Consider the following 25,074-nt stretch of genomic DNA (forward strand, 5'->3'; position numbering starts at 1 on the left):
TTTTGCTCAGTGAAATCAAAAGGCTTTTCCAGGAAGAGGTTCAAGAACTGAGAAATGGTTTCTCTGGTCGGCACCTTGCGAGTTCCAAGGTCGGAATCAACTCATGGATCCGGCAGCCCCGTTGGTTGGATTCCCTTCAGAAAGCATCTGTTTGAGGCGTTCACGTTCTTCAGTTCCGGGCAGCACTCCGGTCGTAGTCGCCTCCAGCACCGTGATTCCCTCTGCGTTGAGTATCCTGACTTCGGCTTTTGCGTGACCGCGCTCATCGATGTCAGCGATCAGCCAGTGGCAGGTGATCTGTTCTCCTGCATAAACCGGTCGTTTGAACGCGAAACTCATCCCAGTTGCCAGCCAACCGATTTGCCCGCCAATTTCGGTGACGAGGCTGGCTGTCAGAAGGCCGTGGGCGATGGGCGCCTCGAACCCGCGCGACGCCGCATAGCGGGCATCGCAGTGAACCGGATTGTAGTCTCGAGAAATCTGCGCGAATTGACGAATATCCTCATCTGAAAAACAGCGGGCTATCGTGAACCGGTCTCCGACCTGCAGACCTTCGGCGGCACGTTCTCTTGGGCTCTTCATAAAGGCTCCTTGGGCGGTGAGGGTGGGCGGTTAAAACGTATGTTCGGGGCCAGGAAATGTTCCTGCCCCCACCTCAAGTGCAAAGTCCCTTGCCGCCGTGTGAAGTACCGAACGGAGGTCGGCGTATTGCTTGACGAATCGCGGCATGCGACCGGTGCGCAGTCCGGCCATGTCCTGCCAGACCAGCACCTGGGCATCACAGTGGTTACCCGCGCCAATCCCGACGGTCGGAATTGAAATCGCTTCAGTGATTGCTCGACCCACATCGCCTGGCACCATCTCAATCAAAATAGCGAATGCGCCCGCTGCTTCAAATGCCTTGGCACTGTCTATCAGACGCTGCGCATCGTCGCCCCGGCCCTGGACGCGGTAGCCACCCAGTTGATGTTCCATCTGTGGTGTGAAACCTATGTGCGCCATGACGGGTATACCTGAGTTAGCGAGCTTCTCGACCTGAGGCAACACCTCGATCCCGCCCTCCAGTTTGACCGCATGTGCGCCGCCTTCTTTCATGAACCGGACGGCTGTGTGGAAGCATTGTTCGGCCGAGGCCTGGTACGAGCCGAACGGCAGATCGGCAATCACCAGTGCTCGTTGTGTCGACCGGCTGACTGCACGAACCAAAGGAATAAGTTCGTCAACGGTAACCGATAGTGTGGACTCATTGCCGTAGACATTGTTGGAGGCTGAATCGCCCACCAGCAGGACGGGTATCCCGGCTTCTTCGAAAATGGCTGCGCTATACATGTCATACGCGGTGAGCATCGCCCATTTCTGGCCCTCCACTTTCATCTGTTTCAGATGCGGGATTCGGACGCGAGGCGCCTGTTGGGCGAGAGGGGTGCTGCCATACGGTGAAGGTTGGTCGCTCATTGGCGTTGTCTCGCTGAAATAATGGATTAACCCAGCATCTGCTCGGTGAGCAGAACGACTGCGATGATGATCATGGCCGCTCCGGAGAAACGACTGACAAAGTGAGCCGCGGCGGGGCGTGCCTGCAGTACGACCTGTGAGCCAAATCCGACCAGCAGATAGATAACGCCGCAACTGACAGTGTGGATGAGCCCCAGCGCAATCATCTGCATCGGTACAGGCCAGGCAGCGGCAGCGTCGGTAAATTGAGGCAATAGCGCCAGGAACAGCAGGAACACTTTCGGATTCAGCCCGCTCACGCAAAGCCCCTTGATCGCCCAGCGCTTCCAGGAGTCCGACGCCTGAATGTCATCAGCGTGCGGCGTAGCGGGGCGGGCAAGCATGTTGATGCCCAACCAAAGCAGATAACCCGCTCCAGCAACGGTCAGCACCGACAAGGCAACGGGGTGGTTGGCAACCAGGGTGCCGACACCACCGGCAACAATCACCGTTGCTATCAAATGACCGGACAAAAGCCCGCCCACGGCGGGTATGACGACCCGGCCCCTCAAACCCGCTGAAATCGCGTAGGCCCAATCTGCGCCTGGCGTGATGACGAACAGAATCGACACCGCCCAGAAGGCAACAAAAATACTGAAGGTCATGGCGCAACCCACTCCTGCTGCTGATACACCGCTCTCTGCATCGTCCTGCTCCGCGAATCAAAGGCCGCCGCTCCTTTGGTCCAAGGAGTGCGGCAATTATTGGTTTGAGGAAGGATAATGAAATCTTGTTAGAATTTACTTTCAAAGATGGTCATGAAAACGCTACAGGATGGGAGATTCTTCCAAATGGACAGGATTGATCGAAAGATTCTTTCTGAGCTTCAAAAGGACGGTCGCCTTTCGGTCACCGAACTCGCCGAGCGTGTGGGACTGAGTCTTTCCCCTTGCCATCGACGAGTCCGGGTACTGGAAGAGTCGGGTGTGTTGCTCGGCTATAGAGCACAGCTGGACCCGGGCGCATTGGGCCTTAACTTTTCCGCCATGGTGTTTGCCACGCTTCGCGAGGGCGACAGGCAAGCTGTCGAGGCTTTCGAGACGGCGCTCGTTGAGATCCCGCAAGTGGTCGATGCCCAGAGGCTATTCGGGGAGCCGGACTACCTGCTGCACGTCATCACTCAGGATTTGCCGGCCTTTCAAAGGCTCTACGATGAGAGCCTTTCGACGTTGCCCAACGTTCAACGGCTAACCTCAACGCTTGTTATGAAGCGGGTTGTGCAAGATAGACCTCTGCCTCTGTAATACGAGAGGCAGGCGAAAAGGTTTCGTCGTTCAGCACAGAGTTTTACGTCTGCAGGGTTGAGCATGGAATCGGCTTGTCCGGAGATTCCCGCGAGGCCCATTGTCGAGCTGAAGTACCATGGCGCGTTGTCATGCTCACAGAACCCTACACGGCTTTTCTCCGTCCACCGCCGAGCTCATCGTCCTATGCCTGTTCTTAACCGTTTCGCCTCGTTGCTCGACCAGGCGAGACGCGCCTTGTTGCTGGTTTGGGGAACGTCCCGCGGGCTGTTTCTGGGGCTGGTGCTGGCGACGCTGATTGCCGGTGTGCTTCCTGCGTTGGCGGCTTGGTTGGGGCAGCGCATCGTCGATGCGGTGGTGACCGCTATGCAGTTGCATGCGCAGCAGGGCAGTGCGCCGTTGTGGCCCGTTGTGCGGTATGTGCTGTTCGAAGCCGGCGTGCTCGCGTTTCTGTCCGGGACCCAACGCGCACTCTCGGTCCAGCAGTCGTTGTTGCGGGTGCAGTTGGGGCAGAAGGTCAACACCCTGATTCTGGAGAAGGCTCAGACCTTGTCCTTGGTGCAGTTTGAAAATTCCGAGTTTTACGACAAATTGGTCCGGGTGCGGCGCGAGGCCTCGACCCGGCCGTTGGCGCTGGTGATCAAGTCGCTGGGGCTGATCCAGAACCTGATTGTGCTGATCAGTTTCGGCTTGTTGCTGGTGCATTTTTCACCTTGGGCGCTGGTGCTGCTGGTGGTCGGTGCGTTGCCGGTGTTTTTCGCCGAAGCACATTTCTCCGGCGATGCGTTTCGTCTCTTCACCCGTCGCGCGCCGGAGAGTCGGCAGCAAAGTTACATCGAAACGCTGCTCTCCCACGAGGGCTACATCAAAGAGGTCAAGTTGTTCGGCTTTGCGCCGCTGCTGTTGCAGCGATACAGAGACACGTTCGCTCGTCTCTACGCCGAAGACCGGCGCCTGACACTGCGCCGGGATGGCTGGGGATTTGTGCTCGGTCTGCTGGGTACGGGGGCGTTCTATCTGGCCTATGCCTGGGTGGTGGTCGATACCGTTCACGGCAACATCAGCCTGGGGCAGATGACCATGTACCTGGTGCTGTTCAAGCAGGGGCAGACTGCCGTCAGCAGTAGTTTGAGCGCCATTAGCGGTCTCTATGAGGACGGGCTTTACCTGTCGAGCCTCTATGAGTACCTCGCCGAACCGGTGGTGGTGGAGAGCGGAAGCCTGACCGTGGGTAGCGTGCCCGGTGATGGCGTGCGTTTCGAGAATGTAGGTTTCCGCTATCCGGGGGCGAGTCGAGCCGCTCTGGAGGGTATCAACCTGCACCTTGTACCGGGTCGCAGTATGGCGGTGGTGGGGGAGAACGGTTCGGGCAAGACCACGCTCATCAAGTTGTTGACCCGTTTGTATCGCCCCGATCAGGGGCGCATTCTGCTGGACGGCAGCGATTTGCAGAGGTGGGAGGAGGATGCGCTTCGTCGGCGCATCGGTGTCATCTTTCAGGATTACATTCGCTATCAATTCTCCGTCGGCGAGAACATCGGAGTGGGCGACACCTTGGCCTTTGACGATGAAAAGCGCTGGCATGAAGCCGCCGCCGAGGGCATGGCCGCACCCTTCATCGAACATCTGGATCGAGGCTATGCCACTCAATTGGGGCGATGGTTTGCCGGTGGGCAGGAACTTTCCGGCGGGCAATGGCAGAAGATTGCCTTGTCCCGCGCCTACATGCGTCGCAACGCCGATATCCTGATTCTGGATGAGCCGACCTCGGCACTTGACCCTGCGGCGGAAGCGGCGGTGTTCGAGCATTTCAGCCAGCACACCCAGGGTCGCATGACCTTGCTGATTTCTCACCGGTTCTCCAGTGTGCGCAATGCGGACCACATCATCGTGCTGGACCAGGGCGCGATCCTGGAGCGGGGCGATCACGCCAGCCTGGTAGCGGCTGGCGGGCGTTATGCGCAGTTGTTTGACTTGCAGGCGCGGGGTTATCGATAGACCGGGAGCCTCATGAGGTCCCCAGGCCAGGATCGCGCCCTTCAGAGGCGTTGCCGGGCCAGCAGGAGTTCGTTGATCACCCCCATGAATGCCTCGACCAGCAGGCTGCGTCCTTGTTTGCGCGTGAGCACCAGCAGTTGCGCAGTGGCGTCGGGGTCAGCCAGAGGCCGGTAGGTCACACCTTTTTTCGCCAGGGTCTGGGTGCAGCGGGGCACCAGGGCGACGCCCTGGCCGGCGGCCACGAGGGCGATAATCGAGGTGATCTGCCGTCCGGTCGGGCCGGGCAGCAGGGGCAGGCCGCTGCGTTGGTATAGCTGCTCGATGGCCTCGTTGAGCCCCGAGCCGTAGTCGGCTGGAAACAGAATCAACGGGTGCGCACTGAGCTGGGCCAGGGTCACTTGAGCTTGGCTGGCCAGCGGGCCGTCGCTGGAGAGGGCGGCCACCAGCGGTTCTTCGCCGAGCGACAGTGCCTGGACCTCGGTTTGCCCGCTTGGTGGCTGTAGCCGACTCATGCCGATATCGATGCGGCCATCGACGATTTGCGACCACTGGCTGCCCGAGGCCCCTTCCACCAGGGTCAGCTGTACCTTGGGAAAGCGTTGGGTAAAGGCCTGAATGGCCTGGCTGAAAATATCCGACAGGGCGATGGAGCTGGCGTAACTCAGGGAGAGTTGACCGGCGGAGCCGGTGGCCAGCTTGCCAGCGATGACTTCGGCCAGGTCGACCTGCTCCAGCACATTGCGGGCAAATGGCAGGAAGTAATGACCTTGTGGAGTGAGCGATACCGTACGGCTGGTGCGGTCGAAGAGGCGAAAGCCCAGCTCGGCTTCCAGTGCCGAAATCTGTCGGGTCAAGGGCGGTTGGGCGAGGTGCAGGCGCAGTGCTGCGCGGCCAAAATGCAACTCCTCGGCGACTGTCAAAAAGTAACGCAACCTGCGTAGATCGAGCATCCTGGTCCTTGGGTATTAATCGGTCCGAATTCGGTATTGGTCTTGGGCAAGCCGTACATTCTATAAAGACCTTTCGTCATAAAACGAGAGGTTTCATGAGTTCGCGCCTACATTGTGCTCGTATCGCCCTGTTTCTGTGTGGCTGTGCGGCCTTCCTCAACCTGTATGCAACCCAGAGCATTCTCCAGGAGTTTGCCCTGAGTTTTCAGGTGAGCGCGAGGCAGGCCGGATGGAGCATCACGGTCACCACTCTGGCGGTTGCCATCACCGCGCCCTTTGTCAGCGTCCTCACCGGCCGCATCGATCAGCGCACGGTGATTGTCGGTGCAGCGTTGCTGCTGGCCGTACCGGCCCTGTTGACCGCTCATGCCGGCAGCTTTGCTGAATTGCTGGTCTGGCGGTTTGCCGAGGGTATGTTGATTCCGGTGGTGTTCGCCACCAGCGTGGCTTACATCGGCGATCGCTGGAGCGGCGGCACCGTCACTGAAGTCACCAGTCTCTATGTCGCCGGGACCGTGCTGGGTGGCTTTGCCGGGCGCTTCGTGACCGGGGTCATGGCCGAGTATGTTGGCTGGTGTGAGGCTTTCGAACTGTTGGCGGGTTTGAGCTTGCTCATCGGTCTGGCTATCCACTTTCTGCTGCCGGCCAACCCGGTGCTGGCTGCCAGGGTCAAGCCCAGCCGCCTGTTGACCATTCGCGAGCTGTACAGCAAGCCCTTGTTGGCGGTCTACGGTGTGGGCTTTTGCGTGTTGTTCTCGCAAGTGGCGACCTTTACCTACGCCGGGCTGTACCTCAGTCAGGCGCCGTTCGATCTGGGTGCTGCGGCCCTGGGGGCGATCTATGCGGTGTTCCTGCTGGCGCTGGTGGTGATCCCTATCGCTGGACGCTTGAGCAGATCGCGCCCGCAATCGGAATTGTTGGTGGGCGCGGCGCTGCTCGGGGTCAGCGGCTCGGCCCTGACCCTGCTGCCCTCATTGTGGCTGATCGTTCTGGGCCTGGCTCTGAGTTCGACTGGGGTGTTTCTCGCCCAGGCGGCCGCCAACTCCTTTGCCACGGCGACTGCCCGACACAACAAGGCCGGCGCGGTGGGGCTGTACCTGACTTGCTATTACCTGGGCGGCAGTTTCGGCGCCATCGTCCCCGCCATGATCTGGAGCCAGTGGGGCTGGCAGGGCTGTGTGGCGCTGATCATCGGCTTCCAGCTGTTGTCTTTACTGATCGCCTTGACCGGCTGGAAGCCCCTAAAACCCGAAACACCGGTCATGCGCGACCGCAAAGGGCCAGGTTCGACCGAGCCCGTGAATCCGCTTGATTCATCATCCAACAAGGAATATGTAAGGTGACCATGAATAACGTACTGACCCAACAGAGCCAGTTGTTGAAGATCGTCGAGCCGGTCTTGAACGACATGCCTGCCAGTATCTTGAAGCATGCCCTGTTCGAGGCGTTCTGGAGCGAAGAGGGTACGCTTGTGGACATCGAAAATGCCTTTGAGAAGCTCACGTCTCGCCGCCATTCTCCAGAGGCGTTGCGGAAGTTTTTCGCCAGCTGGTCCAAGACCAACAATTCGGCTGCCAGCGTCTCCGGCCTGGCTAACCGTATCACCTTGTTGGCGCGCTCCGAGCAGGGCTCCGAGGCGGCCGAGATGCTCTACCGGGCCTGCGGTAGTCTTCAGCGCATTACCGATGAAGACCTTGGCGCCCTGGGTAATACCTTGCACTCGGATCTGTTTTACAACATGGCCACGCCCATCTGCGGCGATGATCAGTGGCTTCTGAAGGAAAACTGCCTGCCTTCGGCCCAGTCCTTCAAGGACTGGACCGACACCCGCCGTCTGCGCGATCGCGACCTGTTGCAGGGGCTGCTGACCACCCTGATCCACGAGGTCTACACCCACGGAGAGGTGGAATTCATCCATCCGTTGTACAAACAGTGGTTCGTCCGCGACATGGGCGTGCCTGCAGAAAAAGCCCGCGCCACGGTGGCTTGGGTCACGGTCCATACCGGCGGCACCGAGAGCAATCACTTTGCCCATGCCGTGGCGGCGGTGAGCGAATTTGTCGATGCCATGCAGATCCAGGTCGATCAGGAAACCGCGCGGGAAATTTTCTCCGAATACCTGCGCCGCAAGTCCAGCGTGATGTGGGATTGCGCTCAATTATTGCAGTGAAGGGCTGACAAGCTTGGCTGATGTCAGGCGCTGCCGACAGTACTCGTCGCAGTGCTTGAGCATTGTAAATGCGCGGGTCGGTTTATGCCGCGTTCACGTGTCTGGTCCGGGGTAGGGATACTCAGCTAATCCCTGTACCTACGTCCTGTTCCTGATTAAAAAACAGCAACCCAATAGTTAGCCTCTCAATACGATGAACGATCTGAAAGACGAAGTATCTTTGCGTGAGTCGCGATCTGCCGATGCTTCATTACGTCGCCGATCCCTGGTGGCTGGCTGCGGTGCCCACGCCGTCCATGATGGCCTGACCGACCTTATCTATGTGTTGTTGCCGATCTGGCAGGCGCAGTTCGCCATGAGCTACGCACAGGTCGGGCTATTGCGCGGTGCCTATTCCGGGATGATGGCTGGCTTCCAACTGTTGGCGAGTCGGGCAGCAATCCGATGGGGGCGAGAGCGCATGCTGGTGGGAGGGACGGCACTCGCGGGTCTGGCTTACCTGGTGGCGGGTCAGGCCGGCGGGTTGACGGTGCTGCTGTTTGCGCTGTTGTTGGGGGGATTGGGCGCGAGCACCCAGCACCCGTTGGCATCCTCGATAATCACCGATACTCACGAGGCGGGAGGTGGCGTCAAGGAAGCGTTGTCGCAGTACAACTTTGCGGGCGACATCGGCAAAACATTGATACCGGGATTAGTTGGCTTGTTGCTGACGGTCGTCAGCTGGCGCGCCAGTGTCACGCTGATGGGCCTGCTCGGCCTGGCCGCAGCAGGCTTGCTGTGGTGGCTGATCCCGGCGCGGGCTGTGCCGTCGTCCCGGCAGGAGAAAGCCCTCAAGGCGAACACTGGCAGTGGCTCCGTCAGTGGGCTACGTGCACTGATCCTGACCGGTACGCTGGACAGTGCGGTTCGGATGGGCTTTCTCACCTTCTTGCCATTCCTGTTGAAAGACAAAGGTGCGGGGACGGCAGGCATCGGTTTGGCGCTGACGATGTTGTTCGTGGGCGGTGGGTTCGGCAAGTTGTTTTGCGGTTATCTGGGAACGCGCATCGGCATGATGAAGACGGTGTGGATGACGGAGTTCACCACGGCGTTGTTGATCATCCTGGCGGTGTATTTGCCGTTTTTTGGCCTGATGGCGATGTTACCGCTGCTGGGGCTCGTTTTGAACGGGACATCGTCGGTGCTGTATGGCGCTGTACCGGATTTAGCAGGTGCAGGCAAACGCGAGCAAGCGTTCGCGGTGTTCTATACGGGCACGATAGGCGGCGGGGCGCTGGCGCCCGTGTTGTTCGGTAGCCTGGGTGATGTCACTGGTGTCCCCGCTGCTGTAATCACGTTGGCCGCCACGCTGTTGATGACGCTGCCGTTGTCCTGGTATGTGCAAAGAGGCCTGGACGCTGATGTGCGGCCCGCCTCTGAGTTCTGAGCCCGCGGTTTCCTTGCTGATGGTTCAGGTTTTCCCTGGGTTAAACCGCCATTCGCCACTCTGTTACGAGGGGGGCGCAGGACTTGGTGGGCCTCTATTTCCGAGAGCGCATCGGACATCGGGATGACGCTCGCATACATGCAACTCGTCGGCGATGGTCACTAAGTAACGGAGACGGCGAGGCTCTGGCATTTATTGTTTTTTCAGTATCAATCACGACGGAAACAGTATTGGCCCACATTTCTGTCGGTCGTCAAAATGTGAGAAGACTCGGTCAGGCAAGGCATCTCTTTCGGCGGTATGGGGAACTTCCGGTCATCAGGTCACTTTATTTTCAAATCGTCTTCGCAGGTAAAAATATGAATAAAAGCGAGACCTCCGCCATCCGATTTTCGTTATCAAATCGTGCTCTTAATCTCAGTGCTCCGGGAACATCCAGTATGCGGAGTAAAGCCAATGCCTTGAAAGAAAGTGGCATCAGGGTGATTAACTTTGCTGCGGGGGAGTTATCGTTCGATGCCTGCGCAGAGATGAAGGCGGGAGCCATCGAGGCGATAGAAAGTGCGCGAAATCGTTATACACCGCCCCTCGGGTTGCCTCAGCTTCGCGAAAAGCTCGCGGAACGTGTCAGTCAACGCTGCGGTGTACATTTCGCCGCCAATGAGGTGGCTGTAACAGCAGGCGCCAAGCAAGCACTCTACAACGCATCAATGGTGCTGCTCAATCCCGGTGACGAGGTGATTGTTCCGACTCCTTATTGGGAGACATTTCCGACTCAGATCCTTCTTGCAGGCGCCACGCCGGTATTTGTGGATACGAAACCCAATGACTACCGGTTAACCTGCAAGGCGGTCGAAAGAGCGCTGACCAGCCGCACTAAAATGATCGTAATCAACACGCCAAACAATCCAACGGGAACGGTTTATCAAAGAGAGCAGTTACTGGGAATAGCCAAGCTCGCGTTCGATCATCAACTCTGGGTGATTTTCGACGAATGTTATCGAGACCTGGTACGCCAGCCCAGTGAACATCACAACATTTTGTCTCTGTTCGAGCCGCTCAAGAAACAGACTGTTTTGGTTGATTCATTCTCCAAGAGTCAAGCCGTGACGGGGTGGAGGGTAGGTTATGCATGCGCACCGGCAGAGGTGATCTCCGCGATGCATAACTTGCAAGGGCATACGACCTCTAACCCAAGCAGTCTCTCCCAGTATGCGGCGCTGAATGCCCTTACCTCCGATTCCCGGAATTTTACTGGCGAGGTAAATCACTTTCTCGAACAGCAATTGCAGTGGGCCCGTACTTATCTCGATCGTGTGGAAAATATTACATACGCTCCTCCAGAAGGTGCGTTTTATCTCTTTATTGATGTTTCTCATCAGTTGGGTTGCCGTTATCTCGGGACAAAAGTTCGCGACGTAGATCATCTTGCCGACTTGCTATTGACCGAGGCTCATATTGCTGTCGTTCCAGGTTCCGGCTGCGGTGACTCCAACAGCATTCGACTATCGTATGCCGTTGACCGCGAAGAACTGATTGAAGGCTTGACGCGCTTTGGTCAATTCATGTCAGCGCTTGTCATTTAAGCGTCTTTACCCATCGTGTCGTTGTGAAGTGATCCATTACTACAGGAGAAAGATTGTGGCGAAATCGAGTCAGGATTTTATCGATTATGTCAACCAGGCACTGGTCGATGTCGAAGACAGGAATCTCGTTGAAGCACTACTGAGTGGTTTTGAAAGTAACCCTGATAAGTTGAACGCGTATCGCAATACCTATGAAGGCATGACCGCCAGCAACTGGTCCGAAGCCTCGCTTTGCACCTTCTTTTGTGGGTGGAGAAGTCCAGACGGGGCTGCCCATGCGGTATCTAGCATCATTGTGCGAATACTTCAGGAAGCCGAGTCGTTAACGACTGATGACGCCAAGTTGAAGATGCTGGAAGCGGCGCGGCATTGCGGGGAAATTATTATCGAGGATGTGGGGCTTGGCGAAATGCATGGGCATCCTCACCATTCAAAGTTGTATTACCGCATGGCGTCCGCCATCTGTGGCTCTGACAACTGGCGCCTCCAGGACACGTTTCTCGATCCTGTCACAAAAGAGTTTTCTACATGGGTGGGGCAAAAAAGACCCTTGGCGCCGGACCTCATCGAAGCGCTTGAGATGATGGCAATGACCGAGTTGTTCAACACCGGCGAATACAACCTGATGACGCCGATGTGGAAGCAGTGGCTTCGGGAAGTCCGCGGCTATCCATCGGGTGAGGCCAATCGGGTTGCTGCATTTCTCAGCGTCCATTGTGGAAGTGTAGAGGCTCGACATTTCAGGCATGCAGCAGAGGCATTGAGACTCTATGCCAGCGCTACCCATCAAGAGATCAACTACCGGCGTATCGAGAGTCTGTCCAGGGAGTACGTGGCCAAGGCCTGTGAGCACCTTGGGAAGATGGCTTCTGTGCTGAAAAGCGAACTGCCTGCCTGGGATTAGCGTGATTTGACCGCTGAGCAACATTGGCGGCGGTTACGCGACGAAGGCGTTAGACAACAACTTTCCATACCGACAACTTTGACGGGTTTCTACAGGTAAATACTCATGCGCTTCGAATCTGATTCGATGGGATCTATTGCGGTACCTTCCGACAAGTACTGGGGAGCACAAACCGAACGTTCTATCGTCAACTTTCCGATTGGCCGGTCTCGTTTCCGATGGGGAACACCGATGATCAAGGCAATGGGGATTTTGAAGAAGTCGGCGGCTTTGGCAAATCTCGAGCTCGGCGAATTGCCCGAGTCGATAGCGCTCCCCATCGTGCAGGCGGCAGATGAAGTGATTACCGGGCGCCTGGATGAGCACTTTCCGCTGGTGGTGTTTCAGACGGGATCGGGGACCCAGTCCAACATGAATGCCAACGAGGTCATTTCAAACCGGGCCATCGAGCTGGCAGGCGGCGTAATGGGCAGCAAGGCGCCGATCCATCCGAATGACCACGTCAATCGGGGTCAATCGTCAAACGATACCTTCCCGACAGCGATGTATATGGCCGTTGTCAGTGAAATATTCGAAACGTTATTTCCTGATGTCTCACGTTTGCGTGATACGTTGGCCGAGAAGTCACAGCAGTTTTCCGAGGTTGTGAAAGTCGGTCGGACGCACTTGCAAGACGCCACGCCCATCACATTCGGACAAGAGATTGGTGGGTGGGTTGAGCAAATTGATTATGCAGTGGTTTCAATTAAAAACAATTTGACGGGCCTGTACGATCTGGCCATTGGTGGTACCGCAGTGGGCACGGGATTAAACGCTCATCCGTTGTTTGGTGACGTGTGTGCCAAGTTCATCGCTGAACTGACTGGATTCCCGTTTAAAGCGTCTTCTAACAAATTTTTTTCTCTGTCTGCCCATGACGCGCTGGTGAGTACTTCTGCTGCTATTCGGACGCTGGCTATGGCGTTGCTCAAGATTGCCAATGATGTGCGCTGGCTCGCAAGCGGACCGAGATGCGGTATTGGCGAAATGGATATTCCCGAGAACGAACCGGGCTCTTCAATAATGCCGGGCAAGGTCAATCCTACACAGTGCGAAGCACTGACGATGGTATGTACCCAGGTGTTTGGCAATGATGCGACGGTGGCATTTGCCGGCAGTCAAGGTAACTTTCAGCTCAATGTCTATAAGCCGGTGATGGTTCATAACGTATTGGAGAGCATAGATTTGCTGGCTGACGCATGCCGAGCCTTTAATGATAACTGTGCCGTCGGTATCGAGCCGAACCTCGAGAAAATGAATGAAAATATCGGAAAAAATCTGATGCTGGTTACCGCACTCAATCGGTATATCGGTTACGACAAGGCGGCGGTTATCGCGAAGACTGCTCACCATGAAGGGAAATCGCTGCGCGAAGTAGCTGATGAGCTGGGGTTGGTCTCTACGGCGAATTTCGACAAGTACGTTGTGCCCTTGGACATGACTCATCCTTAGTGAGTTTTGGCGATTGTTGCCGTTCAGGTGTGGCTCGTTTTAATTATAAAAATGGAGCGTAAATTCGTATGATTGACACTGATGTTCGCCGAACCAACCTGGCAAAATTGCTCGATAGTAAACGTTGTCTTCGAGTGCTCGAAGCTCATAGTCCGATTTCAGCCTTGCTGGCAGAACAAGCAAAACTTGAACTTACCTCCGGGCAAAGTGTGACATACGATGCCATTTGGTCGAGTTCGTTGACTGATTCGACACAGAGAGGTTTGCCCGACATTGAAATCCTTTCGCCCAGTAACCGTTTGCACGGCATTCGCGAGATTTTTGATGTCTGCTCTCTACCTTTAATTTTCGACGGTGATACCGGCGGCAAATCGGAGCATTTTGCGATTCATGTAAAAATGCTTGAGCGCGCCGGGGTGTCGGCGGTTGTCATCGAAGATAAATGTGGACTCAAGAAGAACTCTTTGTTTGGCAACGCCGTCAGTCAGGTACAAGACTCCATCGAAGAATTTTGCGAAAAAATTCGTGTGGGATGCGCTAGTCGAAGCAATCAGGATCTGATGATCATTGCGCGTTGTGAGAGTTTGATCCTGGATAGAGGTATGGAGGACGCCATCGAGCGTTGCCTGGCCTATGTCGAGGCCGGCGCCGACGGGATCATGATTCATAGTCGGAAAAAGGACGGTTTGGAGATCCTGGAGTTTGCAAGGTTGTTCCGAATGCACTACGCGCGGGTGCCACTGATTTGCGTGCCGACGAGTTATGCCCACTTAAGCTTCGATGAGTTGGAGAGGGCAGGATTCAACGCGGTCATTTACGCGAACCATATGCTGCGCAGCGCTTATCTGGCGATGAGGGATGTCGCTGCTGGAATACTGGCGCATGGTAGAACGCTGGAGATCGAACCTCGTTGCCTTGGCATCGATGAAATACTTGATGTGGTTCCTGGCACCAGGTAGATCACTTTTCGTTTCCGGGGATTCGTATAAGCGGAACACGTAACGGCGACCGACTGGCCTAATGAGCCAGACGGTCACCGTCAGGTGTTATGGTTTAAGTGATGGTTACGGGCCGGTCAGACGATGGTGGGGATGTCTCGCCAATCCGTTTGCCCCGCACGCATCGGCAGCGGACCTCGGCGCCGCTGCCAACCGCGAAATCTCATTCAGGTCGGCGAACAGCTCTCACCTTGCCGCTGTTTCCGCCTCCGCAGAAGAACTGATCGGCGCCATCCGATTCGAGCCCCGATACGCCGGCGCCGGAAGGCATCTTGAGGCTCTTCAGGACTTCTCCCGTTCGAGGATCGACGTGCCTCAATTCGCTCTCGTCACCTTCCCAGGTGCCGTGCCAGAGTTCTCCGTCGACCCAGGTGACGCCGGTGACGAAGCGGTTGGACTCGATGGTGCGCAGAATCGACCCGGTCCGGGGATCGATTTGATGAATTTTTCGGTCCCGATACTCGCCCACCCAGAGCGTCCCCTCGGCCCACGTGAGCCCCGAGTCACTGCTGCCGGGCGCCGGGATCGTGGCGAGCACACGACCGGTCTTCGGGTCGATCTTCTGGATGCGATCCTCGGCGATCTGAAACAGATGCTGGCCGTCGAAGGCTGTTCCTGCATGTGCGGCGACATCGATCGAGCGCAGCGTTTTCCCGCTCGCCGGATCGAGGGCGTTCAGCTTGTCTCCAGAAGCAAACCAGACGTGCTGACCGTCATAGGTGACCCCATGCACATTGTCGATACCCGGAAAGGGTCCATATTCACGGATGATTTCAGCTGCTGATCGTTTCATGTCTTTCACTCTGGTGGCGGGGTAGTGGATTGATCCTAGTCACTCGGTAGTGGAGCCGGGAGTAACAAAGATGTCGCGAAACCCGGCACCGGCGGGGTCATCCAGCGACGCGCTCGCCCGCGACCCATCCACTGCACCTTGCCGGATGCCGCCAGTGAGTCGAGTGCGCGCTGCGCGCTGCGTTGGCTGGCTCCAAGCGCGAGCGCCAGGGCCGAGCTCGACCACGATTCACCGTCAGCGAGGAAGGCGAGTACCGCCGCCTGCTTCTCTTCGACGGGCCGCGCCAGCACGACGACCTCCGGTGCGCCGTACGGCACCAGTGCAAACCCGCGCTTCGTCGCGGTCACACCGGCCAATGTCCGAAGCGCCACCCGAAGCCGCCCGACTTCGACGCGCAAGCGCGCGCGATGCGACTCATCAGTGAGCTTCAATCGGAAGGCTCGGGCGATGAGCGTCTCCCTCGGCACGTCGGCGGGCCACGCTTCACCCAGTGCTCGCGTGAGCGCGAACAACACCGGACGCCTTGCGAGCGAGACCAGCGAGCGTGCGTCACGCACGACATGACGGCAGGCGTCCACGACCAGCGCCTCCGACGCCAGTAACGCTTCAACCTCCTCAAGCAACAGGAGTCGTTCCTCGCCACGTTGAATCAGGCGCGCCGCAGGCGTGTTGAGGATGAGGGATGCGCTTTCGACCTCGGCTGTCAGCGCAGGGATGCCAGCGTGGTGCGCGGCATGCTCAGCCCGAGCGAGCGCAGCGCGCGCCGTCTTCGCCTGGAGGCGACGCATCGCGATCCCCGCAACGATCAGCTCGTGGACGGCCCTCGATGCAGGTGGTAAAGGCGTGGGGTCGAGCTCGGCGAGCGTATGTTCGGCCTCGTCGAGGTGCCCGATCAGGAGCAAGCGCCGGATCTCGAGATACCGCGCATGTGCAGCGTTCACCCGGTCACCATGCTCCTCAAGCGTCGCCCGCGCTGCGTCGAGCGCCTTCGCAGGCCAGCCCAGGTCGCGTGAAGCGAGTGCGATCTCGGCCTCGGCGACGACACACCGCGCACGGGCCAAGGCTTCTTTCGGACCGAAGGCACGTGCCGCACTTCGCAATAGAGCCTTCGCTCGAACAAGCTCGCCGAGCTGCGCCATCGCGATCCCTCGAAGCGCGAGCGCAGGCGCATCGTCGCGCAAGGCGACCCGGTTCAATGCGCCGAGGGGATCACCCGCTGCGAGCGCACGCGCCGCCGCCGTGATTAGCGAGTCCATCTGAATCGCGCCACACTTGTCACTCCCACCTTCCGATGCCCGCTGCTTAGTCTATCTCACGACCACCAAACAACCCGTCGCATCGAGAACCGCACCCATGGGAGCGAAAAATCATGACCAGACACATGACCGGCACACGTGAAGAATGGCTGGCAGCGCGGCTTGAGCTGCTTGACGCGGAGAAGGCGCTAACGCGGCGCAGTGACGAGCTGGCGCGGCAACGTCAGGCGCTGCCGTGGGTTCGGGTCGACAAGGCGTTCCGATTCGAGACTGATGAAGGGCGCGCCTCGCTGGCAGACCTCTTTAGAGGGCGCTCGCAGCTCCTCGTCTACCACTTCATGTTCGGGCCTGACTACACAGCGGGGTGTCCGTCCTGCTCGGCGATTGCGGACGGGTTCAACGGCTTCGCTGTCCACCTGGCCAACCACGATGTCACGCTGTCGGCGGTGTCGCGAGCGCCGCTGGCGAAGCTACAGGCGTACAAGCGACGAATGGGGTGGACGTTTCCCTGGGTGTCTTCGCTCGACAGCGACTTCAACGTCTCGTTCACCGAGGAGCAACAGCGCGAGGGGATCGTCGAATACAACTATCAGCGCGGCGGCCATGCGATGGATGCGACACAGGTCCCGGAACCCGTTGCCCGGTTCGCGGCCACCTGCGGAACCGACGCTCCCACGTATTCGCGGGACAGGCCGGGAATGAGCGCGTTTTTGCTCGAGGACGGTGTCGTCTACCACACCTATTCCACCTATGCGCGCGGGCTGGATGGCCTCTGGGGCATGTACCAATGGCTCGACCGCGCCCCTAAGGGACGCAACGAGACGGGCCCCTGGTGGCGCCGTCACGACGAGTACGACAAGCACTGAGTCACGCCATGCAGACTTTCTTCGCCAGGGTTATGCAATGGATCAATCGCCGTTGCGCCGGATTGCTGGCGTTTCTTGCTGTTGGGCTGAGCCTTTACCGTCGCAGCGATGTGCGTTGGCCTGAATCCTGTGCTTGATCCGGCCCGCAATGGGCCTCTACAAATGGCAGCCGTAAAAAACCCGGCCAAGGGGCCGGGTCGGAAGACGTCAGGCTATGTATCAGTCTTGCTTGGCAGGCTTGACCAACCGTTGTTCCAGTTCGCGGCACGCACTCTGGATCATATCTTCTGTAATCGGCACTTCGCGCCCTTGGGCGTCAATGATGGAGCACCCCAAAGACTGGTCTGGCTGGGTACGGATCACTTGAATCTTGTCATCGCTGCTGTTTTGCAAGGACATGGCCTGTCTCCTCATCAGGGTGTTCGTTTACTGTAAAACCACCAAATGACCAGGCTGTGACAACTCCCTACAGGGGACAAGGCGGCACTACCAGTCCACCAGAAATAACCTTGGACTTCTAGCGGGACTTTAGACCAATAACATCTAGGCTCTATTGTCAGCGGTCATATTTAACCTGACTCATTGTGATTTACAGGGTTGCGGCGGATCGACCGGTGTAGGCTTGACCGGGTTGATCCCTTCAGTTTTTCGCTTTCGGATGATCCTGATGCTTTCTGCTCGTCACCGCCGTGCGATTCGTCTGGCCAGTCGTTTTGTCGCGCCTTACCGTTGGCAGGCGCTCGGTGCTTTGCTGGCGCTGGTCGTCACTGCCGGCATCACCTTGTCCATGGGGCAGGGCATTCGCCTGTTGGTGGACCAGGGTTTCATGACCCAATCGCCGCAGTTGCTCAATCAATCCATTGGCTTGTTCATGTTGCTGGTGCTGGGCCTCGCGATCGGCACTTTTACGCGTTTTTACCTGGTGTCGTGGATCGGCGAGCGCTGCGTCGCCGATATCCGTCAGCGGGTGTTCAATCACTTGATTTACCTGCACCCAGGGTTCTACGAAAACAACCGCAGTTCGGAGATCCAGTCGCGCCTGACTGCCGACACCACATTGCTGCAATCGGTGATCGGCTCGTCGCTGTCGTTGTTTTTGCGCAATGCATTGATGGTGATCGGTGGCATCGTCCTGCTGTTCATTACTAACCCGAAACTCACCAGCATCGTGGTGGTTGCCTTGCCGCTGGTGCTGGCGCCGATCCTGATTTTCGGTCGCCGGGTGCGTAGCCTGTCGCGTTTGAGTCAGGACCGCATCGCCGATATCGGCAGCTATGTGTCGGAGTCCCTCGGCCAGATCAAGACGGTGCAGGCCTACAACCACCAGGTGCAGGATGAGCAGCGCTTCGCCGTCACCGTGGAAGAGGCTTTCGATACCGCACGCAGACGTATCGTTCAGCGCGCCTGGTTGATTACGCTGGTGATCATGCTGGTGCTGGGGGCGGTTGCGGTGATGCTCTGGGTTGGCGGCATGGACGTGATTGCCGGGCGCATTTCCGCAGGAGAGCTGGCGGCGTTCGTGTTCTACAGCCTGATCGTCGGCAGCGCCTTCGGCACCTTGAGCGAAGTGATCGGTGAGCTGCAGCGGGCAGCCGGTGCCGCTGAGCGGATTGCCGAGTTGCTGCGTTCGGAAAACATTATCCAGCCTCCGGTCTCTGGGCAGGTGACGTTGCCTGAGCGAGTGCACGGCGATTTGCTGCTCGAAGATCTGCGTTTTTCCTACCCATCGCGGCCCGGAAGTTACGCTATCGATGGTTTGAGTCTTGCGATCAAGGCCGGCGAAACCCTCGCGCTGGTCGGGCCTTCAGGGGCTGGCAAGTCGACGGTTTATGACCTGTTGCTGCGTTTCTACGATCCGATAGCCGGCCGGATCCTGCTTGATGGTGTGCCACTGACTCAACTTGATCCTATGGATTTGCGCCGTTGTTTCGCACTGGTGTCGCAAAACCCGGCGCTATTCTTTGGCAGCATCGAAGAAAATATCCGCTATGGCAAACCCTCGGCAACCCTGGCCGAGGTCCAGGAAGCGGCGAAAATTGCCTACGCCCACGATTTCATCGAAAAAATGCCTGATGGCTACCAGACGCATCTGGGCGACGGCGGTCTTGGCCTCTCCGGCGGTCAGCGCCAGCGCCTGGCCATTGCCCGAGCGTTGTTGGTGGATGCGCCGATCCTGCTGTTGGACGAAGCCACCAGCGCCCTCGATGCGCAGAGCGAACACTTGATCCAGCAAGCGCTGCCCAGCCTGATGAAAAACCGCACCACGCTGGTCATCGCCCATCGCCTGGCCACGGTAAAGAACGCTGATCGGATTGCGGTGATGGACCAGGGAAAACTGGTAGCGATTGGCACACACCACGAGCTGATCGCCGGCAATGCGCTGTATGCGCGGCTGGCGGCGTTGCAGTTTGTAGGCGCTGCCGAAGACGGCGATTTTTTCGGGGCAGAATGACCACTGTAGGAGCTGGCGAAGCCTGCGATCTTTTGATCTTGCTTTGAGGCTTCAACAAAAATGCCCGCATCAATTGATGCGGGCATTTTTAATTGCCGCCAAAAAGATCGCAGGCTTCGCCAGCTCCTACATTACCGGCATTACCGGTTATTGATCGTCGAAATACCGCTCATGCCAATCCACCAGCGGCTGCGGCGAGTTGAGCTTCTGGCCGTAGATCACCGAGTAGGACAGCACGTTTTGTACATACTGGCGGGTTTCGTCGAACGGGATGCTTTCCACCCAGACATCGAAGCTCAGGTGGTCGGCACCGCTTAGCCACTGGCGAACACGGCTGGGACCGGCGTTGTAGGCGGCGGTGGCGAGGACCCGGTTGCCGTTGAACTGGCTGTGAACCTGACTCAGGTAGGCCGCGCCAAGCTGGATGTTTTTGTCCGGGTCCAGCACTTGCTGCGGTGAGGCCAGCGGAATGCTGAACTTGCGTGCGGTTTCCCTGGCGGTGCCAGGCATCAACTGCATCAGGCCGCTGGCACCGACACCGGAGCGGGCATCGTCCATGAAAGCACTTTCCTGGCGGGTAATGGCGAACACCCAGCTCGAATGCAGGCCGCGGACCTTGGCTTCACGTACCAGGGTATCGCGGTGGGCCATCGGGAAACGAATGTCCAGATCGTCCCAGTACTGCGCCTGGCTGATGGTGCGGATCGCCGGGAAATACCATTTCAGGTCGTACGCCAGTTTTGCCTGGGCAACCATTTCGTCACGGCTAAAGTGACGGCTGACGTGATACCACTCGCGGCGCCCGTCAACGATTTGCCCACGGGCAAGGAATTCCAGCGCCCGACGTATACCCGGTGTATTGCGAACCTTATTGATCAGCGCCGGGCTCAACATCAGCGGTTTGTTGATCAGCGAGTAAGGCGATTGCGAACGGTCAGCGGCAAGGAACCCATAGAAGTCGCGCTCACGGGCCAGACTCTTGTACAGGGTTTGCGCTTCCGGGTTTTGTGGTTGGGCCAGCTCCAGGCTACGGGCCTTCCAGTAGCGCCAGCGATTGGTAAGGGCCAGATCCTGTGGCAGGCGGCTGGTCAACTGATAGGCTTCGTCCCAGCGCGCCAGGCGCAACAGCAAGCGCAAGCGCCATTCGGATACGGTGTTGTCACGCAGCTCCGGGTCGTACTTGGTCATGACATCAAGGGCGCGGCTGTCGAAACGACGGGCCAGGGTCAGGCCGATTTCACGAGCGATGGCGACCTTTTCGTCGCGAGAGAAATGCATGCTGACGGCATAGCTGTCGAGCAGGGCCATCGCCCGGTCCGGATCCTGGCGCGCGAAGCGGCGCAGGCCCAGGCTGACAATGTCAGACATGGCTTCATCGGTCGGGGTGAAGCGCGAAGGCTGGTCGAGCATTTCGGGTCTTTGCGCGACATCAACCAATAAACGCCCGCGCGATGCCAGGGTGGTCATGTTGTTGATCAAACTGTTGGCCAGCGCATAGTTGCGTGCGTGAGCGGCGAGTTTGAGGCGTTCCCAGCGCTTCTGTTCGGTCAGTTGGCCCTCGGCGGCCCATTGCGCAAACAGCGAGTCGCAGGTTTCAGGTTGGGATTTGCCGGTCAGCCAGAGCTTGTCAGCGTTGGCGTAACCTTCGGACTTGAGGTTGTGACCGATCTGGTATTGCGCATTGAGGCAGTCCAGTTCAGTGAAATTGAGCTTTGGGTCGTAGTATTTGACGAAGGTCGACCAGTCGCCCCGCTCAGCCAACCAGCGCAACCAGCGCAATTTCATCCAGTTGGCTTGCGGCAGGTCGCCGTGCTCGGCGAGGAACCTTTCGATTTCATCGTTGCTCGCGGTTTTCAGGCGCGCCGTCAACTCGTCATAGGCCAGATACGGCTCCAGCGGGTAATCGCTCAGCTCCTGGCTGTAGCGAAAATACGGGCCTGTATCGCCTTTGGCCAAGGCGCGCTTGGCTTCGTCGTAATACTGGCGTTGGGTAGACAAGTCCACCGCCTGGGCGGATTGAACGGCAGCGGCAGAAAGAATCAAACAGGATAAAAAACTGAAAAGGCGACTGCGCATGAGACATCCGGGCAGAAAAAACACGACAAGTGCCTGCAAATGCCAGCACTGATTATTTATAGCTTAGCCTTTTGCCAGCAACCGGTGAAAGCTTTGCCGGCTCGTCGGTACAAGATCGCAACAAATGTTGTGCAGAGTGCTTCGACATTGAAAATGCCGGCCTTCTGACGTCGCAAGTCAGGTAGAATGCGCGCCCGGTTTTTGGAGAAGCTCATGACCCTGCTCAAATTCAGCGATGTGTCCCTTGCTTTCGGCGCTATGCCGTTGTTGGACAAGGTGTCCTGGCAGATCGCCCGTGGTGAGCGGGTGTGCATCATCGGCCGCAACGGCACTGGCAAATCCAGCATGATGAAGCTCGTCAAGGGCGATCAGAAGCCTGATGACGGCTCCGTTTGGCGCGCGCCAGGCCTCAAAATCGGCGAATTGCCGCAAGAATTGCCGGTGGCCGACGAGCGGACAGTGTTCGACGTGGTTGCCGAGGGGCTGGACGGTGTGGGCGAATTGCTCGCGCAATATCACCACCTGAGTCAGAACTGCGTTACCGAAGCCGATCTGGACAAGCTGATGCACGTCCAGCACGACCTCGAAGCCCGCGATGGCTGGCGTTTGCAGCAATTGGTCGACAGCACCTTGAGCCGTCTGCAATTGCCGGCAGACAAGACCCTCGCCGAATTGTCTGGCGGCTGGCGTCGCCGCGTCTTGCTGGCGCAGGCACTGGTTTCCGAGCCGGATCTGTTGCTGCTCGACGAACCGACCAACCACCTGGACATCGGTGCGATTGCCTGGCTCGAAGAGGCCTTGAAGGATTTCCAGGGCGCCGTGCTGTTCATTACGCACGACCGTTCTTTCCTGCAAAACCTGGCAACTCGCATCCTGGAACTGGATCGCGGCGGCCTGATCGACTGGAACGGCGACTACGCCAGCTTCCTCGTTCACAAGGAAGCTACCCTGGCTGCCGAAGAAACCGCTAACGCGTTGTTCGACAAGCGTCTGGCCCAGGAAGAAGTCTGGATCCGCCAGGGCATCAAGGCTCGTCGCACCCGTAACGAAGGTCGCGTTCGTGCCCTCAAGGCTCTGCGCGTCGAGCGTAGCGAGCGTCGTGAGCGCACTGGAAAAGCCAACATTCAGCTGGATACTGCTGACAAGTCCGGCAAGCAGGTAATGGTCCTCGAGAACGTGAGTTTCGCTCATCCGGGTGGCCCGTTCCTGATCAAGGATTTCTCCATGGTCCTGCAGCGCGGCGACCGTATCGGTCTGCTGGGTGCCAACGGTACCGGCAAAACCACCTTGCTGAAGCTGATGCTCAGTGGCTTGCAGCCGACCAGCGGCAAAGTCGAAGAGGGCACTCGCATCGATGTGGCCTATTTTGACCAACTGCGCCATCAGCTGGATCTGGAAAAGACCGTGATCGACAACGTCGCCGAAGGTCGCGACTTCATCGATATCGACGGCCAGAGCCGTCACGTGTTGAGCTACCTCGGCGACTTCCTGTTCAGCCCGCAGCGTGCCCGCACGCCGGTCAAGGCGTTGTCCGGTGGTGAGCGTGCGCGTCTGTTGCTGGCCAAGTTGTTCAGCAAGCCGGCTAACCTGCTGGTACTCGACGAACCGACCAACGACCTCGACGTGGAAACCCTCGAGTTGCTGGAAGAGGTCTTGCTGACCTTCAATGGCACTGTGCTGATGGTCAGCCACGACCGGGCATTCCTCGACAACGTGGTCACCAGTACCCTGGTCTTCGAAGGTGAAGGCAAGGTTCGTGAATACGTCGGTGGTTATCAGGACTGGCTGCGTCAGGGCGGCTCGCCGCGTCTGTTGGGCGTGACCGAGAGCAAGTCCGGCAAAGCCGACCTGAGCTCTGCAGTCGTCACCGCCGCACCTGCGCCGGTGGCGGCTCAAGAAGCGCCAGTGGCCAAGAAAAAGCTCAGCTACAAGCTGCAGCGTGAGCTGGAAGCGCTGCCGGGCGATATCGACGCCAAAGAACAGCAGATCGCCGCGGTGCAAACCGAAATGGCCGATGCTGGTTTCTATCAGCGTCCGGCTGCCGAAACTGCCAGGGTCATCGCGCAGCTTGAGCAACTGCAAGCGGAACTCGACGTATTGGTCGAGCGCTGGGCCGAGCTGGATGCCTGATTGATCCGTTGCTGATGTAAAAAAGCCCGACGTTCATCGCTGAACGTCGGGCTTTTCGTAGGAACTGCCGAAGGTGTGTCAGCAGAGGCTTTAGCTTTTGATCAGGCGCACTGCCAGTACATCGCAAGGCGCGCCATGCAGCACGTCATTGGCGGTGGAGCCCAGCAGCAGCGCAAGGCCGTGGCGGCCATGGCTGCCCACGACGATCAGGTCGCACTCCTGTTCCTTGGCCATATGATGGATTTCCTGGCGTGGTTGGCCATAGGTCAGGTGGCTGTTTTCTTTGGAGAGTTCAGGATACTTGTTGATCAGGCGCTCGAGGCGCTCCTTGGCCTGATCAAATTGCTGCTGCTGCAATTGCGACAGGTCCATCGGCACGTCACCACCAAAGGCCATGGCCATCGGTTCGACAATGTGAACCAGGGACAATTTGGCACCGCTGCCGACCGATATTTCGCGAGCACGGTGAATCACAGGATCGCACTCTTCGGTTAGATCTACGGCGACCAGAATATGGTGGTAGGGCATGAGGTGCTCCTCCTGAGGATTGCGATAACGGTAAGTATGGCTGGTTTCAAGCGGATTGGTTCTGGCATGGATCAATCCGCCCATCAAGAATCGGGAGTACAGATATGACGGTCTGGATAGTGGTGTCAATCCTCGCAGTGGTGCTGAGTCCGCTTGCATGGCTGCGGCCTTCGCGTAAACAGGGCGGGCAGATGGCCTTGCGCATGGAGGCGCGACGCATCGGCCTGGCCATGCAGCTGGCGCCGCAGGAGTGGCCGCACTGGCTGGAACCTGAGCCGCCTAGCCCGTGTGCGCAATACCATCGGCCGCGACGGGGTAATCAGCCGGCGTGCTGGATTTATTGGCAAAGTGCGCCGGGCGTGTGGGTCAATCAATGGCGAGAAGTTTGTCAGGATGAGTCGTTGTTGATTCATTTCCGGAAGTTGCCGGCCAACGTCTACAAAGTTGAGGCCGACAAGCAAATGATCACCTTGTATTGGGGGGAGAGGGGCGAGGCCGAGGTGTTGCAGCAGATTGATGCTGTCCTCAAGGCACTGGCCTGAACGGCGGGCAATAAAAAGCCCGACATCTTCATCGGGCTGGAGTTGGCCAGGCAGGCCGGAAATTCGCTAAATCGTCACGCTGTCTCAGGCGTGGCGCCGATCTTGCGCTTGGCGTTCGCCATAAGCGCCTCTGTTTTTCGCTTATCGTCCCCGGCCAGCGTAGCTGTGTA

22 protein-coding genes are annotated in these 25,074 nt (G+C 58.1%); 13 read left to right on the top strand and 9 right to left on the bottom strand.

Annotation, left to right across the window (positions count from 1 at the left end; translation table 11 throughout):
- Positions 1 to 96 precede the first annotated feature (96 nt).
- From AC1RPZ_RS12740 to AC1RPZ_RS12750, 3 genes are read right to left on the bottom strand one after another with little or no spacing between them, the layout of a single operon-like run.
- Positions 97 to 582 (bottom strand): MaoC family dehydratase, encoded by a 486-nt coding sequence (locus tag AC1RPZ_RS12740; RefSeq protein WP_493137371.1) that lies wholly within the window; start codon positions 580 to 582, stop codon positions 97 to 99.
- A 30-nt stretch (positions 583 to 612) separates the two neighbouring features.
- Positions 613 to 1,455, bottom strand: coding sequence for a 3-methyl-2-oxobutanoate hydroxymethyltransferase (gene panB, locus AC1RPZ_RS12745; RefSeq protein ID WP_493137372.1), 843 nt, complete (start codon positions 1,453 to 1,455; stop codon positions 613 to 615).
- Between the two features lie 26 nt (positions 1,456 to 1,481).
- Positions 1,482 to 2,099 (bottom strand): LysE family translocator, encoded by a 618-nt coding sequence (locus AC1RPZ_RS12750; protein WP_493137373.1) that lies wholly within the window; start codon positions 2,097 to 2,099, stop codon positions 1,482 to 1,484.
- Between the two features lie 186 nt (positions 2,100 to 2,285).
- Here AC1RPZ_RS12750 and AC1RPZ_RS12755 point away from each other — a divergent pair, with 186 nt between their 5' ends.
- Entirely contained in the window at positions 2,286 to 2,738 is a 453-nt protein-coding gene (locus AC1RPZ_RS12755) for an Lrp/AsnC family transcriptional regulator (RefSeq protein WP_493137479.1), read from the top strand.
- A gap of 186 nt (positions 2,739 to 2,924) precedes the next feature.
- Positions 2,925 to 4,736 carry an ABC transporter ATP-binding protein gene (locus AC1RPZ_RS12760; RefSeq protein WP_493137375.1) on the top strand — a complete coding sequence of 604 codons (1,812 nt, stop codon included), beginning with the start codon at positions 2,925 to 2,927 and terminating at the stop codon, positions 4,734 to 4,736.
- Positions 4,737 to 4,777: 41 nt separating this feature from the next.
- Here AC1RPZ_RS12760 and AC1RPZ_RS12765 read toward each other — a convergent pair whose 3' ends face one another.
- Positions 4,778 to 5,686: a LysR family transcriptional regulator gene (locus AC1RPZ_RS12765; protein WP_493137376.1), complete on the bottom strand. Its 909-nt coding sequence runs from the start codon at positions 5,684 to 5,686 to the stop codon at positions 4,778 to 4,780.
- A 95-nt stretch (positions 5,687 to 5,781) separates the two neighbouring features.
- On the opposite strand from AC1RPZ_RS12765, the gene AC1RPZ_RS12770 reads away from it, so the two are divergent.
- The 7 genes from AC1RPZ_RS12770 (at position 5,782) to aepX (ending at position 14,222) form a co-directional block, all read left to right on the top strand.
- Complete coding sequence (locus tag AC1RPZ_RS12770; protein WP_493137377.1) at positions 5,782 to 7,029, top strand: MFS transporter; 1,248 nt, start codon at positions 5,782 to 5,784, stop codon at positions 7,027 to 7,029.
- A 2-nt stretch (positions 7,030 to 7,031) separates the two neighbouring features.
- On the top strand, positions 7,032 to 7,856 hold the full coding sequence (locus tag AC1RPZ_RS12775) for a hypothetical protein (protein WP_493137379.1): 825 nt from the start codon (positions 7,032 to 7,034) through the stop codon (positions 7,854 to 7,856).
- Positions 7,857 to 8,049: 193 nt separating this feature from the next.
- Complete coding sequence (locus AC1RPZ_RS12780) at positions 8,050 to 9,282, top strand: MFS transporter (protein WP_493137381.1); 1,233 nt, start codon at positions 8,050 to 8,052, stop codon at positions 9,280 to 9,282.
- A 359-nt stretch (positions 9,283 to 9,641) separates the two neighbouring features.
- Positions 9,642 to 10,868, top strand: a complete 1,227-nt coding sequence (locus tag AC1RPZ_RS12785) for a pyridoxal phosphate-dependent aminotransferase (RefSeq protein ID WP_493137382.1) — start codon at positions 9,642 to 9,644, stop codon at positions 10,866 to 10,868.
- Between the two features lie 55 nt (positions 10,869 to 10,923).
- Positions 10,924 to 11,772: a hypothetical protein gene (locus tag AC1RPZ_RS12790; protein WP_493137384.1), complete on the top strand. Its 849-nt coding sequence runs from the start codon at positions 10,924 to 10,926 to the stop codon at positions 11,770 to 11,772.
- 105 nt (positions 11,773 to 11,877) lie between these two features.
- Positions 11,878 to 13,263, top strand: coding sequence for a class II fumarate hydratase (fumC, locus tag AC1RPZ_RS12795; protein ID WP_493137385.1), 1,386 nt, complete (start codon positions 11,878 to 11,880; stop codon positions 13,261 to 13,263).
- 68 nt (positions 13,264 to 13,331) lie between these two features.
- Positions 13,332 to 14,222: a phosphoenolpyruvate mutase gene (gene aepX / locus AC1RPZ_RS12800; protein ID WP_493137386.1), complete on the top strand. Its 891-nt coding sequence runs from the start codon at positions 13,332 to 13,334 to the stop codon at positions 14,220 to 14,222.
- A gap of 202 nt (positions 14,223 to 14,424) precedes the next feature.
- On the opposite strand, the gene AC1RPZ_RS12805 is transcribed toward aepX, so the two are convergent.
- Together AC1RPZ_RS12805 and AC1RPZ_RS12810 are read right to left on the bottom strand one after the other, a co-directional pair.
- On the bottom strand, positions 14,425 to 15,054 hold the full coding sequence (locus AC1RPZ_RS12805; RefSeq protein ID WP_493137387.1) for a Vgb family protein: 630 nt from the start codon (positions 15,052 to 15,054) through the stop codon (positions 14,425 to 14,427).
- A 35-nt stretch (positions 15,055 to 15,089) separates the two neighbouring features.
- Positions 15,090 to 16,310 carry a helix-turn-helix domain-containing protein gene (locus AC1RPZ_RS12810; RefSeq protein ID WP_493137388.1) on the bottom strand — a complete coding sequence of 407 codons (1,221 nt, stop codon included), beginning with the start codon at positions 16,308 to 16,310 and terminating at the stop codon, positions 15,090 to 15,092.
- Between the two features lie 113 nt (positions 16,311 to 16,423).
- Between AC1RPZ_RS12810 and AC1RPZ_RS12815 the strand changes: the two genes are divergently transcribed.
- Positions 16,424 to 17,176, top strand: coding sequence for a DUF899 domain-containing protein (locus tag AC1RPZ_RS12815; protein ID WP_493137389.1), 753 nt, complete (start codon positions 16,424 to 16,426; stop codon positions 17,174 to 17,176).
- A 219-nt stretch (positions 17,177 to 17,395) separates the two neighbouring features.
- On the opposite strand, the gene AC1RPZ_RS12820 is transcribed toward AC1RPZ_RS12815, so the two are convergent.
- Positions 17,396 to 17,575, bottom strand: a complete 180-nt coding sequence (locus AC1RPZ_RS12820; RefSeq protein WP_493137391.1) for a PA1571 family protein — start codon at positions 17,573 to 17,575, stop codon at positions 17,396 to 17,398.
- Positions 17,576 to 17,834: 259 nt separating this feature from the next.
- Here AC1RPZ_RS12820 and AC1RPZ_RS12825 point away from each other — a divergent pair, with 259 nt between their 5' ends.
- The gene (locus tag AC1RPZ_RS12825; protein WP_493137392.1) at positions 17,835 to 19,628 is read left to right on the top strand and encodes an ABC transporter transmembrane domain-containing protein; all 1,794 of its coding nucleotides are present in this window, start codon (positions 17,835 to 17,837) and stop codon (positions 19,626 to 19,628) included.
- Between the two features lie 147 nt (positions 19,629 to 19,775).
- Here the strand turns inward: AC1RPZ_RS12825 and AC1RPZ_RS12830 are convergent, their stop codons facing one another.
- Complete coding sequence (locus AC1RPZ_RS12830; protein ID WP_493137394.1) at positions 19,776 to 21,704, bottom strand: transglycosylase SLT domain-containing protein; 1,929 nt, start codon at positions 21,702 to 21,704, stop codon at positions 19,776 to 19,778.
- 213 nt (positions 21,705 to 21,917) lie between these two features.
- Here AC1RPZ_RS12830 and AC1RPZ_RS12835 point away from each other — a divergent pair, with 213 nt between their 5' ends.
- Positions 21,918 to 23,834 carry an ATP-binding cassette domain-containing protein gene (locus AC1RPZ_RS12835; RefSeq protein ID WP_493137395.1) on the top strand — a complete coding sequence of 639 codons (1,917 nt, stop codon included), beginning with the start codon at positions 21,918 to 21,920 and terminating at the stop codon, positions 23,832 to 23,834.
- A 90-nt stretch (positions 23,835 to 23,924) separates the two neighbouring features.
- Here the strand turns inward: AC1RPZ_RS12835 and AC1RPZ_RS12840 are convergent, their stop codons facing one another.
- The gene (locus tag AC1RPZ_RS12840; protein WP_262117248.1) at positions 23,925 to 24,362 is read right to left on the bottom strand and encodes a universal stress protein; all 438 of its coding nucleotides are present in this window, start codon (positions 24,360 to 24,362) and stop codon (positions 23,925 to 23,927) included.
- 104 nt (positions 24,363 to 24,466) lie between these two features.
- Between AC1RPZ_RS12840 and AC1RPZ_RS12845 the strand changes: the two genes are divergently transcribed.
- Positions 24,467 to 24,904 carry a hypothetical protein gene (locus AC1RPZ_RS12845; protein WP_493137397.1) on the top strand — a complete coding sequence of 146 codons (438 nt, stop codon included), beginning with the start codon at positions 24,467 to 24,469 and terminating at the stop codon, positions 24,902 to 24,904.
- The last annotated feature ends 170 nt before the right edge of the window (positions 24,905 to 25,074 follow it).

The sequence above is a fragment of the Pseudomonas sp. GW822-FHT02D10 genome, from assembly GCF_058802345.1.

Excerpts from the sequence above, each read along its gene's own strand:
- AC1RPZ_RS12740 (WP_493137371.1), bottom strand. The coding sequence starts at position 582 with ATGAAGAGCCCAAGAGAACGTGCCGCCGAAGGTCTGCAGGTCGGAGAC.
- panB (WP_493137372.1), bottom strand. The coding sequence starts at position 1,455 with ATGAGCGACCAACCTTCACCGTATGGCAGCACCCCTCTCGCCCAACAG.
- AC1RPZ_RS12750 (WP_493137373.1), bottom strand. The coding sequence starts at position 2,099 with ATGACCTTCAGTATTTTTGTTGCCTTCTGGGCGGTGTCGATTCTGTTC.
- AC1RPZ_RS12755 (WP_493137479.1), top strand. The coding sequence starts at position 2,286 with ATGGACAGGATTGATCGAAAGATTCTTTCTGAGCTTCAAAAGGACGGT.
- AC1RPZ_RS12760 (WP_493137375.1), top strand. The coding sequence starts at position 2,925 with ATGCCTGTTCTTAACCGTTTCGCCTCGTTGCTCGACCAGGCGAGACGC.
- AC1RPZ_RS12765 (WP_493137376.1), bottom strand. The coding sequence starts at position 5,686 with ATGCTCGATCTACGCAGGTTGCGTTACTTTTTGACAGTCGCCGAGGAG.
- AC1RPZ_RS12770 (WP_493137377.1), top strand. The coding sequence starts at position 5,782 with ATGAGTTCGCGCCTACATTGTGCTCGTATCGCCCTGTTTCTGTGTGGC.
- AC1RPZ_RS12775 (WP_493137379.1), top strand. The coding sequence starts at position 7,032 with ATGAATAACGTACTGACCCAACAGAGCCAGTTGTTGAAGATCGTCGAG.
- AC1RPZ_RS12780 (WP_493137381.1), top strand. The coding sequence starts at position 8,050 with ATGAACGATCTGAAAGACGAAGTATCTTTGCGTGAGTCGCGATCTGCC.
- AC1RPZ_RS12785 (WP_493137382.1), top strand. The coding sequence starts at position 9,642 with ATGAATAAAAGCGAGACCTCCGCCATCCGATTTTCGTTATCAAATCGT.
- fumC (WP_493137385.1), top strand. The coding sequence starts at position 11,878 with ATGCGCTTCGAATCTGATTCGATGGGATCTATTGCGGTACCTTCCGAC.
- aepX (WP_493137386.1), top strand. The coding sequence starts at position 13,332 with ATGATTGACACTGATGTTCGCCGAACCAACCTGGCAAAATTGCTCGAT.
- AC1RPZ_RS12805 (WP_493137387.1), bottom strand. The coding sequence starts at position 15,054 with ATGAAACGATCAGCAGCTGAAATCATCCGTGAATATGGACCCTTTCCG.
- AC1RPZ_RS12810 (WP_493137388.1), bottom strand. The coding sequence starts at position 16,310 with ATGGACTCGCTAATCACGGCGGCGGCGCGTGCGCTCGCAGCGGGTGAT.
- AC1RPZ_RS12815 (WP_493137389.1), top strand. The coding sequence starts at position 16,424 with ATGACCAGACACATGACCGGCACACGTGAAGAATGGCTGGCAGCGCGG.
- AC1RPZ_RS12820 (WP_493137391.1), bottom strand. The coding sequence starts at position 17,575 with ATGTCCTTGCAAAACAGCAGCGATGACAAGATTCAAGTGATCCGTACC.
- AC1RPZ_RS12825 (WP_493137392.1), top strand. The coding sequence starts at position 17,835 with ATGATCCTGATGCTTTCTGCTCGTCACCGCCGTGCGATTCGTCTGGCC.
- AC1RPZ_RS12830 (WP_493137394.1), bottom strand. The coding sequence starts at position 21,704 with ATGCGCAGTCGCCTTTTCAGTTTTTTATCCTGTTTGATTCTTTCTGCC.
- AC1RPZ_RS12835 (WP_493137395.1), top strand. The coding sequence starts at position 21,918 with ATGACCCTGCTCAAATTCAGCGATGTGTCCCTTGCTTTCGGCGCTATG.
- AC1RPZ_RS12840 (WP_262117248.1), bottom strand. The coding sequence starts at position 24,362 with ATGCCCTACCACCATATTCTGGTCGCCGTAGATCTAACCGAAGAGTGC.
- AC1RPZ_RS12845 (WP_493137397.1), top strand. The coding sequence starts at position 24,467 with ATGACGGTCTGGATAGTGGTGTCAATCCTCGCAGTGGTGCTGAGTCCG.